Annotated in this window: 15 protein-coding genes; 3 read left to right on the top strand and 12 right to left on the bottom strand. The window is 64.9% G+C overall.

The genetic code is table 11. The features are described 5' to 3' along the window. Positions 1-8: 8 nt before the first annotated feature. The 6 genes from phaR to radA form a co-directional block, all read right to left on the bottom strand. Positions 9-575: a polyhydroxyalkanoate synthesis repressor PhaR gene (gene phaR, locus U4960_RS08180; protein ID WP_324263046.1), complete on the bottom strand. Its 567-nt coding sequence runs from the start codon at positions 573-575 to the stop codon at positions 9-11. A gap of 83 nt (positions 576-658) precedes the next feature. Continuing rightward, entirely contained in the window at positions 659-1,699 is a 1,041-nt protein-coding gene (alr, locus tag U4960_RS08175) for an alanine racemase (protein ID WP_324263045.1), read from the bottom strand. Further along, positions 1,692-3,326 (bottom strand): MFS transporter, encoded by a 1,635-nt coding sequence (locus U4960_RS08170; RefSeq protein WP_324263044.1) that lies wholly within the window; start codon positions 3,324-3,326, stop codon positions 1,692-1,694. Before U4960_RS08170 ends, alr begins: the two co-directional genes overlap by 8 nt. A 34-nt stretch (positions 3,327-3,360) precedes the next feature. Further along, the gene (locus U4960_RS08165; protein WP_324263043.1) at positions 3,361-3,801 is read right to left on the bottom strand and encodes an iron-sulfur cluster assembly scaffold protein; all 441 of its coding nucleotides are present in this window, start codon (positions 3,799-3,801) and stop codon (positions 3,361-3,363) included. Continuing rightward, positions 3,801-4,346 carry a CvpA family protein gene (locus U4960_RS08160; RefSeq protein ID WP_324263042.1) on the bottom strand — a complete coding sequence of 182 codons (546 nt, stop codon included), beginning with the start codon at positions 4,344-4,346 and terminating at the stop codon, positions 3,801-3,803. The genes U4960_RS08165 and U4960_RS08160 overlap by 1 nt, the downstream gene beginning before the upstream one ends. Before the next feature lie 13 nt (positions 4,347-4,359). Next, complete coding sequence (radA, locus tag U4960_RS08155; protein WP_324263041.1) at positions 4,360-5,727, bottom strand: DNA repair protein RadA; 1,368 nt, start codon at positions 5,725-5,727, stop codon at positions 4,360-4,362. A 70-nt stretch (positions 5,728-5,797) separates the two neighbouring features. On the opposite strand from radA, the gene U4960_RS08150 reads away from it, so the two are divergent. Then, entirely contained in the window at positions 5,798-8,113 is a 2,316-nt protein-coding gene (locus tag U4960_RS08150; protein ID WP_324263083.1) for a patatin-like protein, read from the top strand. On the opposite strand, the gene dnaJ is transcribed toward U4960_RS08150, so the two are convergent. Further along, positions 8,110-9,228 carry a molecular chaperone DnaJ gene (gene dnaJ, locus U4960_RS08145; protein ID WP_324263040.1) on the bottom strand — a complete coding sequence of 373 codons (1,119 nt, stop codon included), beginning with the start codon at positions 9,226-9,228 and terminating at the stop codon, positions 8,110-8,112. The genes U4960_RS08150 and dnaJ overlap by 4 nt on opposite strands. 133 nt (positions 9,229-9,361) lie before the next feature. Beyond that, positions 9,362-11,284, bottom strand: coding sequence for a molecular chaperone DnaK (gene dnaK, locus U4960_RS08140; RefSeq protein ID WP_324263039.1), 1,923 nt, complete (start codon positions 11,282-11,284; stop codon positions 9,362-9,364). 167 nt (positions 11,285-11,451) lie between these two features. Here dnaK and U4960_RS08135 point away from each other — a divergent pair, with 167 nt between their 5' ends. Together U4960_RS08135 and U4960_RS08130 are read left to right on the top strand one after the other, a co-directional pair. Further along, positions 11,452-11,934 (top strand): copper chaperone PCu(A)C, encoded by a 483-nt coding sequence (locus U4960_RS08135; RefSeq protein ID WP_324263038.1) that lies wholly within the window; start codon positions 11,452-11,454, stop codon positions 11,932-11,934. A gap of 14 nt (positions 11,935-11,948) precedes the next feature. Next, positions 11,949-12,449 (top strand): vgr related protein, encoded by a 501-nt coding sequence (locus U4960_RS08130; RefSeq protein WP_324263037.1) that lies wholly within the window; start codon positions 11,949-11,951, stop codon positions 12,447-12,449. Positions 12,450-12,452: 3 nt separating this feature from the next. On the opposite strand, the gene U4960_RS08125 is transcribed toward U4960_RS08130, so the two are convergent. From U4960_RS08125 to hrcA, 4 genes are all read right to left on the bottom strand, one after another. Then, the gene (locus U4960_RS08125) at positions 12,453-12,746 is read right to left on the bottom strand and encodes a hypothetical protein (protein ID WP_324263036.1); all 294 of its coding nucleotides are present in this window, start codon (positions 12,744-12,746) and stop codon (positions 12,453-12,455) included. Positions 12,747-12,810: 64 nt separating this feature from the next. After that, entirely contained in the window at positions 12,811-14,565 is a 1,755-nt protein-coding gene (locus U4960_RS08120; protein WP_324263035.1) for a DUF885 domain-containing protein, read from the bottom strand. A 29-nt stretch (positions 14,566-14,594) separates the two neighbouring features. After that, entirely contained in the window at positions 14,595-15,179 is a 585-nt protein-coding gene (locus U4960_RS08115) for a nucleotide exchange factor GrpE (RefSeq protein WP_324263034.1), read from the bottom strand. A gap of 13 nt (positions 15,180-15,192) precedes the next feature. Beyond that, the gene (gene hrcA, locus U4960_RS08110) at positions 15,193-16,251 is read right to left on the bottom strand and encodes a heat-inducible transcriptional repressor HrcA (RefSeq protein WP_324263033.1); all 1,059 of its coding nucleotides are present in this window, start codon (positions 16,249-16,251) and stop codon (positions 15,193-15,195) included. Between the last annotated feature and the right edge of the window lie 39 nt (positions 16,252-16,290).

The raw sequence follows: 16,290 nt of genomic DNA, 5'->3' as shown, positions 1-16,290 counted from the left end.
AAGGAGAGTTACTTGCTCAGCTCGTCGAGCTTTTTCTGCATCGCGGCCATCTGTTCGCGCAGGGCGGCGATCTCGTCATCCTGGGCCGGCTTCTGCCCGGCGAGCGGCTCTTGCGGGCGCTGCCGGGAGTTGGGCAGGAAGGCTTCGCCCATGGCCTTCATCATGGCCATGTTGGTTTCGGCGATCTTGGCCAGCGGGTTGTTGGCGAGACCTTCGCGGAACGCGCCTTGCAGTTCCTCGCGGTTCTTGCGGAAGTTGGCCATGCTGGCCTCAAGGTAGCTCGGCATCAGCGACTGCATCGAATTGCCGTACATCGAGATCAGATCACGCAGGAAGCTGACCGGCAGCATCTGGGTGCCGCTGGCCTCTTCATCCATGATGATCTGGGTCAGGATCGAATGGGTGATGTCCTCGCCCGTCTTGGCGTCGACGACCTGGAAATCGACCCCTTCGCGGGTCATGCGGGCGAGATCGTCCAACGTGATGTAGCTGGAGGTACCCGTGTTGTAGAGCCGACGGTTGGCGTATTTCTTGATGATGATCGGATCGCCGGGCTTGGTATCGCGCTTGGACATGGGGGAAGCTTTCGGGAATGCTGCAATGCGTTGTGCACATTAGCAGGCGCAGCATGTGCAGCGCAACATGGGCACAGAATAAACTAGCGGGCGAACCGTTTGCCGAGAACCGTGAGGAGTTCGTATTGTGAAAGGCCGGAGGCGGCCGATGCTTGCGGCAGATCGTACGGGACATCGAGCCAGTCCCCTTCGCGCAGGTCCGGCGCGGCGGTGGCGTCAACCACCACCATGTCCATCGAAACCCGCCCCAGCAGCGGCAGAGTGGCCCCCTGAAGGGCAAGTCCGCCCTTCCCGCCCCAGCACCGCAGGAACCCGTCTGCATAGCCCAGCGAGACGACTGCAACGGGCATCGGCCGGTCCGCCACGAAGGTCGCATTATAGCCGACGCTGTCACCCGCCGAGAGCTGCCGTCGCTGGATCACAGCCGCCTGCGGGAATGCGACCTGCCGGATGTGCCCTGCCAGCGCGCCGGTGGGCACGCCGCCGTAGAGCGACAAGCCCGGCCTGGTCAGGTCGAAATGGTAATCGCTGCCCAGGGCAATGCCCGCACTGTTGGCCATGCTGCGCGCCCTCGCCGGGACAAGCGCGGCAGCCGCCCGGAAGTGCGCCAATTGGCGGGCATTCATCGGGCTGTCCTCATCGGCGCAGGCGAGGTGTGACATCAGGGTGCCGACCTTGAGCGCCGCGATCGCGGGGTCTCCCAGTTCGTCGGTGGAGACGCCCAGCCGGTTGATCCCGGTATCGACCATCAGGTCGCACTCCCCGCCACCGGCAGAGGCCCACATCTGAGCCTGATGGATGCTGTTGATGACCGGCCTTAAGCCCACGGCTGCCGCATATTCGGCTTCCTGCGCAGTGACGGGACCGTGGAGCACCGACACCTGCTGCGGCGGCACATGACGCAGAACCGCCGGTGCTTCAGACCAGTGAGCGATGAAGTAACGCTCCACCCCCGCATCGCGCAAGGCCGGCACGCATTGGTCAACCCCGAGGCCGTAGCAATCAGCCTTGACCGCCGCCCCTGCCTGGGCGCGCCCCGACATCCGGTCCAGCGCCCGCCAGTTGGCCGCCAGCGCCTCTGTGTCCAGGCGGAGCCGCAGGGTTGGCGGAGGCTGCTCAGGCATCGTCGGCAAAGTCACGCGGCGGTCCGTCCGGAATGCCCCACCACGCCACCAAGAGGCCGAACGCGACCACCGCCCACGTGTACCACAGGCCGGAATAGATATCTCCGGTGCTCGCCACGATCACGCCCGCGATCAGCGGCAGGAACCCGCCAAGATAGCCCGCGCCGATGTGGTAGGGGATCGACATCGAGCTGTAGCGGATGGTGGGCGGGAACATCTCTGATAGCAGGGCCGCCACCGAGCCGTAGGTAAGTGCCGACAGCATCCCCAGTCCCAGCAGGATGGCGACAATGCCGACTATTGCTGCGGCGGATGGCCGCTGCTTGGAGAAGTCGAATCCGTACTCTCCCAGCGCCGCCCGGATGCCGTCGCGTCGGGCCGCGCCGTCGTCGAACCATTCGGGCGGGAGGGCGATGGCGTTACCGCCCGCCGCCAGCGAAAGAGTGGCTCCCTCGGTCAGGGTATAGGGGACACCGGCAGCGGTCAGCACTTCCAGCACCTTGCCGCAGTCGGTCTGTTCGCGGTCAAACATGTCGGCGAAAGGATCGGTCACGCATTGCGGCCCGGCGACGGTGATCGGCATCCGCTCGGCGGCACGCTCGATCCCGGGATTTGCCAGGGAGCCCAGCCCCCAGAAGGCCGGGAACAGCAAGAGCAGCGTCAGCACCGCGCCGATGATGATCGGCTTCTTGCGCCCCACCTTGTCGGACCATCTGCCAACCACGAGATAGAACGTCATCACGATCAACCCGGAGACGAACAGGATCAGTTCAACCGTCAGGTCATCGACATGCATCGGCCCGCGCAGGAAGCTCATGCCGGAGAAGAACGCGGTGTACCAGATCGTCGTCAGGATGCCGGTGATGCCGAACAGGGCGACGAAGATGCGCTTCTTGTTGCCGGGATAGGTGAAGCTTTCGACGAAGGGATTGCCCGAAATCCTCCCTTCCGCCTTCATCGCCTGGAACACCGGGCTTTCCGACAGTTTGAGGCGCATCCACAGCGAAATGCCAAGCAGGATGATCGACAGCAGGAACGGCACGCGCCATCCCCAGGCGTTGAAATCGTCCTCGGGGATCAGGAACCGGCAGGCCAGCACCACGGCAATCGAAAGCACGAACCCGCCCGCCACACTCGCCTGGATGAAGCTGGTGTAATAGCCGCGCTTTTCCGGTGGCGAATGTTCCGCCACGTAAATCGCCGCGCCGCCGTATTCGCCGCCCAGCGCAAGGCCTTGCAGGATACGCAGGAAGATCACGATGATCGGTGCGGCAATCCCGATGGTATCGACCGTGGGGATCATGCCGACCCCGGCGGTGGCTATCCCCATCAGGGTGACGGTGACGAGGAAGGTGTACTTGCGCCCCAGCTTGTCACCCAGGTAGCCGAACAGGATTGCGCCAATCGGCCGGAAGGCGAACCCGACCGCGAAGGTCGACCAGACCAGCAGCAGGCCCAGCGTTTCGTTGTCGGTCTCGTAGAAGGCATCCTTCAGGATGTAGGCCAGCGTGCCGTAGATGAAGAAGTCATACCATTCGAAAATGGTGCCGGCTGAACTCGCGCCGATGACCAGGCGAATTTCCTTGTCGCTCGGCTCTCTCAAAGCGGCAGATCCCGGCTCAGCCATAGTGTGCAGACTCCCCTCTGTGCAGGGCCTGCCTCTAACCCGCAGGAACGGCCTTGCCTAGCGCCTGCTGAGCCGCCTTCCATGGCAGCAGGATCGCCCCGTGGCGCGCCGGAAAGGCCCGCGCGCCCGACAGCAGGTCAAGCCCCGGCCAGTCGGGCAAGGCGCCATCCTGTTCGAGCCATCCGGCCAGCTGGTCGAGGGTGCGTTCAATCTCCACTATTCCGGTTCCGGCGGCAGAGCGGGCAAACAGCGCCGCTGCGGCCTGGCCGACGGCGCAGGCGCGCACCTGCATGCCGACGTGTTCGATCAGACCGCTACCATCGGGGAGGAGGCTGACCTCGACCGCACTGCCGCACGTGCGCGAGCGCGCTTCCCCGTGCAGCGCGGGCGCAGGCAGAGTGGGATAGCTCGCCAGACTGACTGCGAGTGCGAGGATATCCGGCGTGTAAAGCTTTGCGGCAGAGGTGGCTGGCATCAGTTCCCGGCAGCAGCCTGTGCCGCCGCTTCCGCGTCCGCTTCGGCCTGCAATTCCGCCCGCCGTTCGGCAATCAGTTGGACCATGTCTTTCGAGGCGGCATTGATGACCGGATACGTCCGGGCCGTGGTGATCCAGTCAGGCCGGCCCTGATAGCCCCAGATCGTATCATAGCCGAGCACAAGCACGGAAAAGGCCAGCACGGCTACGATGGTTCCCTTGATCGCCCCGAACCCGAACCCGAGCACCCGGTCAATCGGTCCAAGCATCGATGAACGGGAAGTCTCACCCATCCGTCCGGCGATCAGCTTCATCCCCGCATAAGGGATGAGGAGCAGCAGGGCGAAGGCCAGCAACCCGCTGGTCGTTTCGCCGCCCACCTGTTCAAGCAGGAACTCGTAGAGATCCGTATGGAGATACCGGATTGCCAGGACCGCCAGAATCCAGGCGGCGAGCGACAGGACCTCCTGCACGAACCCGCGCAGGAAACCGCCAACCGCCGCTACACCGACGACGAAAAGGACAATAAGATCGAAACCGCTCATAGGGCTCCGGCAATTATGGGTTCGACATCACCCGGTCAACGAGATTGGCCAATTGCTTGAGCCCCCGGTAGTTAAGACCGGGTGAATGGCCGGTGGTATCCTCCGGGCCGTACCCCGTCTCGAAACCGAGCTTGCCCGCTTCGCGCAACCGCAGCGCCCCGTGCGCGACCGGGCGAATTTCTCCGGCCAGCGAGACCTCGCCGAACCATACCGAACGCAGGTCAAGCGGCCGGTCCGCCAGCGCGGAAACAAGCGCGGCGGCCACGGCCAGGTCAGCCGCCGGATCGCTCAGCCGGTAACCACCTGCCACGTTGAGATAGACTTCGGCAGAACTGAAACTCAGCCCGCAGCGCGCCTCGAGCACGGCCAGCAGCATGGCCATACGCCCATTGTCCCACCCGACCACGGCGCGGCGCGGCGTCGCCCCGGACTGGAGCCGCACGATCAGCGCCTGGATTTCTACCAGCACCGGCCGGGTGCCTTCCAGCGCCGGAAAGACTGCACTTCCCGCCAACGGTGTCTCGCGGCCTGAGAGGAACAACATGGACGGGTTGCCGACTTCGGCCAGTCCCTGCCCTTCCATTGCGAAGACACCGATCTCGTCCACCGGGCCGAACCGGTTCTTGAGACTGCGCAGGATCCGGTACTGGTGGCTGCGCTCCCCCTCAAAGCTCATCACCACGTCAACCATGTGTTCCAGCACCCGCGGCCCGGCGATCGAACCGTCCTTGGTCACATGCCCGACCAGCACCAGCGCGGCACCGCTTTCCTTGGCATAGCGGATCAGTTCGAACGCGCAGCCGCGCACCTGGCTTACCGTCCCCGGCGCGCCTTCGATGGTGTCGGAATACATGGTCTGGATCGAATCGATCACCAGCAGAGCGGGCGCGTCCATCGCCCCCAGCGTGGTCAGGATGTCACGCACGGAGGTTGCCGCCGCCAGTTGCACCGGCGCATCGGCCAGCCCCAGCCGCTCCGCCCGCAGCCGCACCTGGCCCGATGCTTCCTCGCCGCTGATATAGACCGTCTGCCCGCCGCTCCGGGCAATTCTGGCCGCCGCCTGCAACAGCAGGGTGGATTTGCCGATTCCCGGATCCCCCCCCATCAGGATGGCCGATCCCGGCACCAGACCGCCGCCCAGCGCCCGGTCGAATTCGGCCAGCCCCGTAGAGCGTCGGACCAGCGGCACCCCCGGTGCATCGAGCGCCACGAACTGCACCGGGCGGCCACCGGCGGAAAGATCATGTTTCTGCGAAAACACGGTGGCCGGAGCATCCTCCACCAGCGTGTTCCACTCCGCGCAATCGGCGCACTGCCCCTGCCAGCGGTGAGACACGCTGCCACAGGCCTGGCAGATATAGCGCTTCTTGGTCTTGGCCATCACCGCGATGTAATCGGAACATTAGTGGAACGCAATTGCCAAAGGCGGCTATCCCCGCCACAAGTGCATGATGCGCCAGAAGGAACTGCGGTTAGCCCTTGTCTGCTACGGCGGCGTCAGCCTCGCGGTCTACATGCACGGGGTGACCAAGGAGATCTGGAAGCTGGCCCGTGCCAGCAAGGCATTCCATGCCGGATTGCCCCGCGCTTCGGGGGTGCAGGGCGTTTACCGGGACCTGCTGGGCCATATCGAGACCCGAGATGGCCTGCGCTTGCGGGTTCTGCCCGATGTGCTCACCGGGGCCAGCGCGGGCGGGATCAACGCGGTCTTCCTCGCGCAGGCGATCCATTCCGGGCAATCGCTAGAACCCCTCACGGACATGTGGCTGAAGAATGCCGATGTGGACCGGTTGATGGCGCCCGACGCCCGGCCCCTGTGGCGCTTTGCCAAGCTGTGGGCACAGCCGGCCATTTCGTGGTTCCTGCGCCGGCCGGGCAATGTGGTGTCTGAAACGGTCTCGCCCGAAACCCGGGCCGAAGTGCGGCGCAAGGTTGCCCACTTCATGCGCGGGCGCTGGTTTGAACCGCCCTTCTCTGGCCAGGGGTTCGCCGCCCTGCTGCACGAGGCCCTGCTGGCCATGGCACAGGAACCGGCCGAGGCGCCCCTGCTGCCGCCCGGCCATCCGATCGACCTCTATGTCACGGCGACCGACTTTCACGGCCACAGCGAACGGCTGCGCCTGAACAGCCCGCCAGTGGTGGAAGAGAGCGAGCATCGCCTGCCGATCAGTTTCCGCACCGAAACGCCGGCCGAGTGGGGATTGCCGCTTGCCGATCCGCTTGAACTGACACTGGCTGCCCGGGCCACGGCCAGCTTTCCCGGCGCATTCCCGCCTGCGCGGATCAGCGAGATTGACACTCTGGCCGGGCAGCACGGCTCACGCTGGCAGGGGCGAGAGGCATTTCTGGCCCGGATCATGCCCGGGCACATCAAGGCGGGCAGTATCGAGCAACTGGCGCTGATCGACGGGTCTGTGCTGGTCAACAAGCCGTTCGATGGCGCCCTGGCGGCGCTGCACGGCCGCCCGGCGCAGCGCGAGGTTGACCGGCGGTTCGTCTATATCGATCCCAGGCCTGACCGGCAGGCGGCACAAGCCGAGGCTGGCGAGCGGCCAATCGGGTTCTTCGGGGCAATTTTCGGCGCGCTCTCGACCATTCCGCGCGAACAGCCGATCCGTGACAACCTCCACGCGCTGGAGCAGCAATCGCGCGAGGCCGAACGGCTGCGCCGCATGGTCGCTGCCCTGCGCCCGGAAGTCGAAAGCGCGGTCGAGCGGCTGTTCGGGCGCACCCTGTTCCTTGACCGGCCCACATCGCGCCGGCTTTCCGCGTGGCGGGGCAAGGCGCAGGTGGCAGCGGCAGAGCGGGCCGGTTTTGCCTTCCAGTCCTATGCCCAGGCCAAGTTCACCGGGATCGTCGAGCAACTGGCCGCAATGATCCATCGCGCCGCGCCGGGCCTCGATCTGCCCGACGCCCATCCGATTGCCGTGCGGCTGCGAACCGAGCTTGAGCATCGCGGGCTGGCCAGCCTGAGTACACCGTCGGGCAGCGCCAGCGACGAGGCAATCGCGTTTTTCCGGGCGCATGATGTCGGCTTCCGTATTCGCCGCCTGCGCCTGCTGGCGCGGCGCCTTGCGCGGGACTGGGATGCCGACCCGGACCTTGACGATCTGGCCGTGGATCAGGCGCGCGATGCGATCTACTCCATCCTGGCGCTCTACCACGAACCGGACGACATGGCGCGGCTGGGGCCCGATTTTTCGGATGCGGCGGCTCATGTGATGGACAATCCCGGCGGGGTGCTCGACCTGCTGGCGGCCCGGCGACTGCTGCCCGAAACCGACACTCTGGCGGAAGAGCGGATGGCGCTGGCCCTTGAAGCCATGCCGAAGAACCTGCGCCGGCGGATGCTGCTGACCTACCTCGGCTTCCCGTTCTACGACATCGCCACCCTCACCCTCATGCGCAACGAGGGGATGACAGAGTTCGACCCGATCAAGGTTGACCGGATCAGCCCGGACGATGCTCGGAGTATCCGCGATGGCGGCACGCGGGCGACCTTGCGGGGCATCGAGTTCTACAACTTCGGGGCCTTCTTCAACCGGGGCTACCGGGAGAACGATTACCTCTGGGGCCGGCTCCACGGCGCGGAGCGGATGATCGATCTGGTCTGCTCCACCGTGGAACCGCCCCCGGACAGCGCCACCTGCATCGCCTTCAAGCGCGCCGCCTTCCTCGCTATTCTGGATGAGGAGGAAGGCCGCCTCAAGGCCGATCCCGACCTGCTGGTGAGGATCCGCGCCGAAGTCGAAGACCGGATGGCCTAGGTTCCGAAAGCGTTCTTGATCCGGTCAAAGAAGCCGCGGCTTTCGGGGCATTCATCACCCGTTTCGGTTTCCCGGAACTGTTCGAGAATTTCGCGCTGCGCCTTGGTCAGCTTGGTCGGCGTTTCGACCTGGATTTCGACCACGAGATCACCCCGCCCGCGCCCTTGCAGCACCGGCATACCGGCACCCCGCTGGCGCAACTGCTTGCCGGACTGGATGCCGGCCGGAATATCGATGGTGTTGGTCTCACCAGACAGGTCGGGAATGGTAACGCAGCCGCCCAGTGCAGCCGTGGTGAAACTGATCGGAACCCGTGTTGCCAGCGTCGTCCCCTCGCGCTGGAACACGCCGTGCGCCTGCACATGGATGAAGATGTACAGATCGCCCGGCGGCGCCCCGCGCGGCCCGGCCTCGCCCTTGCCCGACAGGCGGATCCGCGTACCGGTATCGACGCCCGGCGGAATGTCGACCTTCAGCCCCTGCGGCTTGTCGACCCGCCCTTCCCCGCCGCAATCGCGGCACGGGCTCTCGAGCACTTCGCCGCGGCCGTGGCAATTGGGGCATGGGCGTTCGACCACGAAGAAGCCCTGCTTGGCCCGGACCTTGCCGTAACCGTTGCACAGCTTGCAGCCCCGCGTGCTGGTGCCCGGTGTCGCGCCGGAACCCTGGCAGGTGTCGCAGGATTGCGAGACTTCGATCTCGATCTCGCTCGACTTGCCGTGAAACGCCTCTTCCAGCGTCACTTCCATGTCGTAGCGCAAGTCCGCACCGCGGCGCGGCTGGGCCCGGCCCCCACCGCCGAATGCACTGCCGAAAATGGTTTCGAAAATATCGCCCAGGTCGCTGAAGTCGCCGCCATGATGGCCGCCGCCGGGGCCGCCGTTCTGGAAAGCGGCATGGCCAAACCGGTCATAGGCGGCACGCTTCTGCGGGTCCTTCAGGCAATCATAGGCCGAACTGATGGCCTTGAACTTCGCCTCCGAGTCGGCGCAGCCGGGATTACGGTCCGGGTGAAACTGCATCGCCAGGCGGCGGTAGGCGGACTTGATCGTGCGATCATCCGCATCCCGGCTCACCTCGAGCAGTTCGTAGAAATCGGTTTCGACCGAAGACATTGCGGTATCCCCTACTTCCGGCTGCCACCCCCGCGGGCGCGGGGGTCCAGGGGTTGTTCACCGCCCCGCAGGACGATGCCCATGGATTCCCGCCTGCACGGGAATGACAGCAGAAGTTTCAATCCGAAGAGCCTCAGCCCTTCTTGTCTTCGTCCACTTCGGAGAACTCGGCGTCGACCACGTCCTCCTTCGGTTCCTCGCTGGCACCAGCATCGCCACCTCCAGGCGAGGCCGAAGCCTGTTCCTGCTGGTAGATTTCCTGGCCCATCTTCATCGCCACTTCGGTGAGCGCCTGCGCCTTAGAATTGATTTCCCCGGCATCGTCGCCTTCGAGCGCCGTCTTGGTTTCAGCAATGGCGGCTTCGACCTGCGCCTTGAGATCGGCGCTGATCTTGTCGCCGTGCTCGGCCAGCTGCTTTTCGGTCGCGTGGACCAGGCTGTCAGCCTGGTTGCGGGCCTCGGCCTTTTCGCGGCGCTGCTTGTCTTCCTCGGCGAATTTCTCCGCATCCTTGACCATCTGGTCGATGTCAGCGTCGGTCAGGCCGCCAGAGGCCTGGATACGGATCTGCTGTTCCTTGCCCGTGCCCTTGTCCTTGGCGCTAACGTTGACAATGCCGTTGGCATCGATGTCGAAGGTGACCTCGATCTGCGGCACCCCGCGCGGGGCGGCAGGCAGGCCGAGCAGGTCGAACTGGCCCAGCAGCTTGTTGTCCGCCGCCATCTCGCGCTCGCCCTGGAAGACCTTGATCGTCACCGCGTTCTGGTTGTCTTCAGCGGTGGAATAGACCTGGGTCTTCTTGGTCGGGATCGTGGTGTTGCGGTCAATCATGCGGGTGAACACGCCGCCCAGCGTCTCGATACCGAGCGAAAGCGGGGTCACGTCGAGCAGCAGCACGTCCTTGACGTCGCCCTGCAGCACGCCTGCCTGGATCGCGGCGCCCATGGCGACTACTTCATCAGGGTTCACACCGGTGTGCGGCTTCTTGCCGAAGAACTCTTCGACCACTTCGCGCACCTTGGGCATGCGGGTCATCCCGCCGACCAGCACGACTTCGTCAATCGCACCCTTGTCCAGCCCGGCGTCGGCCAGAGCCTTCTTGCACGGCTCAAGCGTCCGCTTGATCAGGTCAGCGACCAGCTGCTCCAGCTTGGAGCGGGTCAGTGTCTCGACCAGGTGCAGCGGGGTGGTGCTGCCGCCTTCCATGCGGGCGGTGATGAAGGGCAGGTTGATTTCGGTCTGGGCGCTGGAGCTCAGCTCGATCTTGGCCTTTTCCGCCGCTTCCTTGAGGCGCTGCAGGGCGAGCTTGTCCGTCCGGAGATCCATGTTCTCCTTCTTCTTGAACTCGTCCGCCAGGTATTCGACGATCGTGCTGTCGAAGTCTTCACCGCCGAGGAAGGTGTCGCCGTTGGTCGACTTCACTTCGAACACGCCATCACCGATCTCGAGGATCGAGACGTCGAAGGTGCCGCCGCCAAGGTCATAGACAGCAATCGTCTTGCCGTCGTCCTTGTCGAGGCCATAGGCGAGCGCGGCCGCAGTCGGCTCGTTGATGATGCGCAGCACTTCAAGGCCCGCAATCTGGCCGGCGTCCTTGGTCGCCTGGCGCTGCGCGTCGTTGAAGTAGGCCGGGACGGTGATGACCGCCTGGGTTACGGTTTCACCGAGATAGCTCTCGGCGGTTTCCTTCATCTTCTGCAGGATGAACGCGGAAATCTGGCTGGGCGAATAGTCTTCGCCGCCCGCCTGGACCCAGGCATCCCCGTTCTTGCCCTTGACGATGGTGTAAGGGACAAGGGCGGTGTCCTTCTTGGTCACCGGGTCGTCAAAGCGGCGGCCGATCAGGCGCTTGACCGCAAAAATGGTGTTGTCGCCGTTGGTGACCGCCTGGCGCTTGGCCGGCTGGCCGATCAGGCGCTCCCCATCCTTGGTGAAGGCGACGATCGACGGCGTGGTGCGTGCACCTTCCGAATTCTCGATGACCTTGGGCTTGCCCCCGTCCATCACGGCCACACAGCTGTTGGTGGTGCCAAGGTCGATACCGATAACTTTACCCATTATTTCCCCACTCACTTGAGTTGATTGGACACTGCCCGGTGCGACCTCCTGCAAGAGGCAGGCCGGATCGGCAGCTCGTTTGATGACGGCGATATAGGTGTGGAATCCGGTGGAACAAGGGAACGGCTGCCGCTAGGGAAATGGAAACCCGAGAAGGAGAGCAGGTCGTGAAAGCATCGGTTATTTGGGCAGGTTTCCTGCTGCTGGGCGTTACCGGTCTCGGCGCGTGCGGTGAGCAGGCGGATGAAGCCCCGGCCGAAGCGGTCGAAGGCGTTCCCGGCCTCAGCGTCACCAACGCGCGCCTTGTCCTGCCAGCCGTCTCGGGCAACCCTGCCGCAGTCTATTTTGACGTCGCCTATGACGGAACCCGCGGGCTGGCACTCAGCTCGGTCGCAGTCGAAGGCGCTGAAAAGGCTGAATTCCACGAATATGCGGAATGGGACGGCAAGATGCAGATGCAGGAAATGCTTCGCCTGCCGATCAAGCAGGGTGACCGGCACTCGTTCGAACCGGGCGGCAAGCACGTCATGGCGATGAACATCTCCCCCGATCTGGCCGAGGGCGGGACAGCCAATGTCACGCTGACCGTATCGGGCGGCGGCACGATGACTTTCCCGGCCGAAATCAAGGCTGCCGGTAGCGAGCGCTGATCATATCCGGCGCGGTGACACAAGGCGCGCATTCGTGCCCGGTCGGCGGCTCTCGTCCGCTCACGGCAGGTGAGATCGCGCTGGCCCGGAGCGTGTTCGGAAGCGCCATCGATTATGCCCCGGTGACGATCCGGCGGCACAAGTGGTTTGCGTTCCAGCCGCAGCGGGTGACCATGGCCCCGCGCGGACACCTGCATTTCCATCCCCGCTCTCACAACTATTGCGACGATTTCTCCGCCGCGCCGCTGCAGCTGCAAGGGCACTTCATCCACGAAATGGTGCACGTCTGGCAGGTGCAGACATTCGGCAGCTGGTGGCTGATCCTCAATCGCCTGCCGTGGGAACGCTATGACTACAGCCTCAAGCCAGGCTGGGCGCTCGAGCAATACGGCATCGAACAACAGGCGGAGATCGTCCGCCATGCCTTCCTGCTTCGGCGGGGGATCAGGATCGCCGGGGTGGCGGACAAGGCAGCCTATGACCTGCTGGTGCGTTTTCCGGGAGCCACCGGGTGAGCTTTACGGCCAGTAGCGGCTATACCGGTCAACGTTCCGGCAATCATCGTCAACATAACGGCCATCGCCGTAATATCCGTCGCACCGATCATTCTTGTCGGTAGCGTAGCCGACCACACCGCCAATCGCCGCGCCGGCGAGCGCATAGGTCTTGATGTCTTCACCCAGGATGGCCGCAAGGCCCGCCCCGGCGGCCGCACCGGCGGCGCCGCCTTCCACGGCGTAGTTCTCGGCGCACCCGCCAAGACCCATCGTTGAAATGGCCAGCGCAGGGGCCAGCATGAACTTGCCTGTCATTGAACGTCTCCGTTTGCTACCCTGTCGGGACGGATACGGTTGAACAGGCCTGCGCGTTCCGGGGTCAGTCGTAATTGACACCCGGCAAGCCCTGCCCGCCATCCGCAATGAAGGCATCGATCCGCTCCTCCAGCACCGGAAGCGGGACCGAGCCAAGCGAGAGCACGACATCGTGGAACTTGCGGATGTCGAACTTCGGCCCGAGCGACTCCTCCGCCTTGGCACGAACCCGGCGAATGGTCATTTCGCCCAGCTTGTAGGCCAGCGCCTGCCCCGGCCAGCTGATATAACGGTCAACCTCGGTGCCCACTTCGTGCCGGGACAGTGCGGTGCGGCTGGCAAGGTACTCCATCGCCTGCTCGCGGCTCCAGCCGTAGTGGTGGATGCCGGTGTCGATCACCAGCCGGACCGCGCGCCACATCTCGTAGCTGAGTTTGCCGAAGCGCTCGTAGGGGGTGCGATAGATGCCCATCTCTTCACCCAGGTATTCGGTGTAGAGCCCCCAGCCCTCGCCGAAGCCGGAGAAATAGACCTGCCGCCGGAACCGCGGCACCTCGGGCTGCTCCAGCGCGATCGCGGCCTGGAAGCTGTGCCCCGGCGCGCATTCGTGCAGGGTCAGCGCCGGAATGTTGTAGAGCGGGCGCGAAGCCAGGTCGTAGGTGTTCATCTGGCAGTACTCGAGCCCGCCCCTGCCCGCGGTGTAGAACGGGGCGATGGCCGGATCGACCTCGCGGATCGCAAACCGGTAGCGCGGCAGGAAGCCGAAGTAATCCTTCAGCCGCCCGTCCACCCGCTTGGCGACGTAGGACGACACCCCCATCAGCTCATCCGGGGTACGCGCGACGAACTGCGGGTCGGTGCGCAGGAATTGCACGAATTCGGGCAAAGTGCCGGTGAACCCGGCCTGCGCCTTGACCTGCTCCATTTCCGCGGTGATCCGGGCGACTTCGTCGAGCCCGATCTGGTGGATCTGCTCGGCGGTCAGGTCGAGCGTGGTGTATTCCCTGATCTGCTGCCGGTAATAGGCCGCGCCATCCGGAAACTCGCTTGCGCCAAGCGTCTCGCGGGTCTGCGGCACATATTCGTTGCGGAAAAAGTCGAGCAGGTCGCGGTAAGCTGGTATGACCTCCTGCTCGATGACCTCCCGCGCCTCAATTTGAAGCGCGACACCCTCGCCAGTGGGAATGGGCATTGGCGCCATGGTCGAAAACGCGGCCCAGAACCGGCTCTTCTTGGGATCGTCGACCACGTAGGAGGCGATCGACCGCTCGCGCCCCTCCAGGGTCACCCGTGGCACACTGAAACCCCGCGCGAGCCCAGCCCGAGCATTGGCTTTCTGCTCCTCGAAGTAGCGCGGAATATCCCGCATCCTGGCAATGTAGCGGCGGTAATCCTCCACCGACTGGAGCGGGAAGGGCTGTGCGAGATAGCTCCAGAAATTGTTGTCGCTGTCGAACGGCATTTCCCATTCGCGAAACTGCGCGTCGCCGATCTCGGTCTCCAGCAGGTGGCGCAGCACGGCCGCGTCGATCCGTGCCGCTGCCGTCAAGGCATCGGGGTTGATGCTATCGAGCTCCGCCAGCCACGCCCTCGCCTGTTCGGCCCGGGCCACGTGCGCCTCCGGCGTCACCGACCACAGCCGCTCACCCGCCTCGGTACTGCCATCGGGCTGCTCGATCCGACCCGACTGCTCTATGCGGTAGGTGTGGTAAGCATCCGCCAGCGCTGAAAGGCGGGCGTCAGGGCTTTCCTGGGCTTGCAGGGGCGTGCCCGCAGCCAGAAGGGCAGCCGCCGCAATCATGCTCCATCCGGCCCTCATAGCCCGCCCCCCAGCTTTTCTGTGTGTAATCAGTCGGGCTTCTTTGCCACAGCGACCATGGCCGGGCGCAGCAGGCGGTCCCGGATCATGTAGCCAGCCTGCATTTCCTGCACCACCGTGCCGGGCTCGTGATCGTTGCTGGGAACCTCCAGCATGGCCTGGTGCTGGTTCGGGTCGAGCGGCAAGCCAACCGAGGCGATCCGGGTAACCCCGTGCTGGCCGAAGATCTTGTCCAGCTCGCGCTGGGTTGCCTCGATCCCGATCACGAAGCCTTTCAGCTTGTCGTCCTCGCGCGTGTCGGTGGGCAGGGCATCGAGTGCGCGGGCCAGGTTGTCGGATACCGACAGGATGTCGCGGGCAAAGCCGGTGGCGGCATAAGTGCGCGCGTCGGCAATATCCTTCTCCATCCGGCGGCGCACGTTCTGCGTTTCGGCCCGGGCATAGAGCACGTCCTGCTTGGCCGCATCCAGATCGGCGCGCAGGGCTGCCAATGCCTCAGCCAGACCGGAGCTTTCGCCTGATTCGTCGTCGCCCTGATCCAGCATATGTTCGGGCACGCCTTCGAGTTCCTTTTGCGCGGCGTCGTCTTGCGGCCGCTTGTCGTCTTCAGTCATGGTCTTTTCGTATCTATCCGATGAGTTTGCCCAGCGATCGGGCGGTGAAATCCACCATGGGGACGACGCGCGCGTAATTCAATCGGGTAGGCCCGATCACCCCCAGTACTCCGACCACCCGCCCTTCCCGATCACGATAGGGCGAGGCGATCACCGACGACCCGCTGAGCGCGAACAGGCGGTTCTCGCTGCCGATGAAAATGCGCGTGGCTTCGGCCTCGCGCGCGCTGTCGAGCAGTTCGGCGACCGACTGCTTGCTTTCGAGATCGTCGAGCAGTTGCCGGACCCGCTCGATGTCCTGCAGCGCGGCCTCGTCGAGCAGGTTGGATGCCCCCCGCACGATCAGCACCGGGCGGCGGGCCGCGTCCTCGCTCCATACTGCGAGGCCGCGCTCCACCAGCGCGCGGCTGGCCGAATCGAGCTGCGACTGGCCTGAGGCAAGTTCCCTCCGCATCGCCGCCGATGCTTCGGCCAGCGTGCGCCCCGCCAGGCGCGCCGTGATGTAGTTGCTCGCCTGCTCCAACTGGGACGCAGTGGCCGCAACTGCCAGATCGACCACCCGGTTCTCGATGCCGCCGTCCTCACCCACGAGCACGGCAAGCGCCCGGTTCTGCCCAAGGCTGACAAGTGATAGCTGGGCAAGGCGCGGCTCGCGCGTCGGCACCATCACCATTCCTGCCGCCCCCGAAAGGTCGGACAGAAGCGCGCTGGTCGTCTCCAGCGCCGCCTCGATCGGGCCGGGCGCGCCGAGCCGCTTCTCAATCGCCTCCCTCTCGCTCGCCGTGGGCTCGGCCACCTGCATCATCCCGTCAACAAACAGCCGCAGGCCGGTTTCGGTCGGCATTCGCCCGGCACTGGTGTGCGGCGCAGCCAGCAGGCCGAGCACTTCCAGCTCTGCCAGCACCGAGCGGATCGAGGCCGGCGAAAGGTTCAGACGGCCCCCGCCATCTGCCCTTGGCCCCGCCAGTGTCTTCGAGCCGACCGGCTGGCCGCTGTCGAGATAGCCCTCCACCACCAGGCGGAAAATCTCCCGCGCGCGGTCAGTCAGGTCAGTGAGCGGTGGGGATGCCATAAGTCTTTTGTAGCCACTACCCTTGCAGCCTCAAGGGGC

The organism is Altererythrobacter sp. H2, assembly GCF_035319885.1.
In the GTDB taxonomy this organism is placed as follows: Bacteria; Pseudomonadota; Alphaproteobacteria; order Sphingomonadales; family Sphingomonadaceae; genus 34-65-8.
This window is presented reverse-complemented; position numbering and strand designations above follow the sequence as displayed.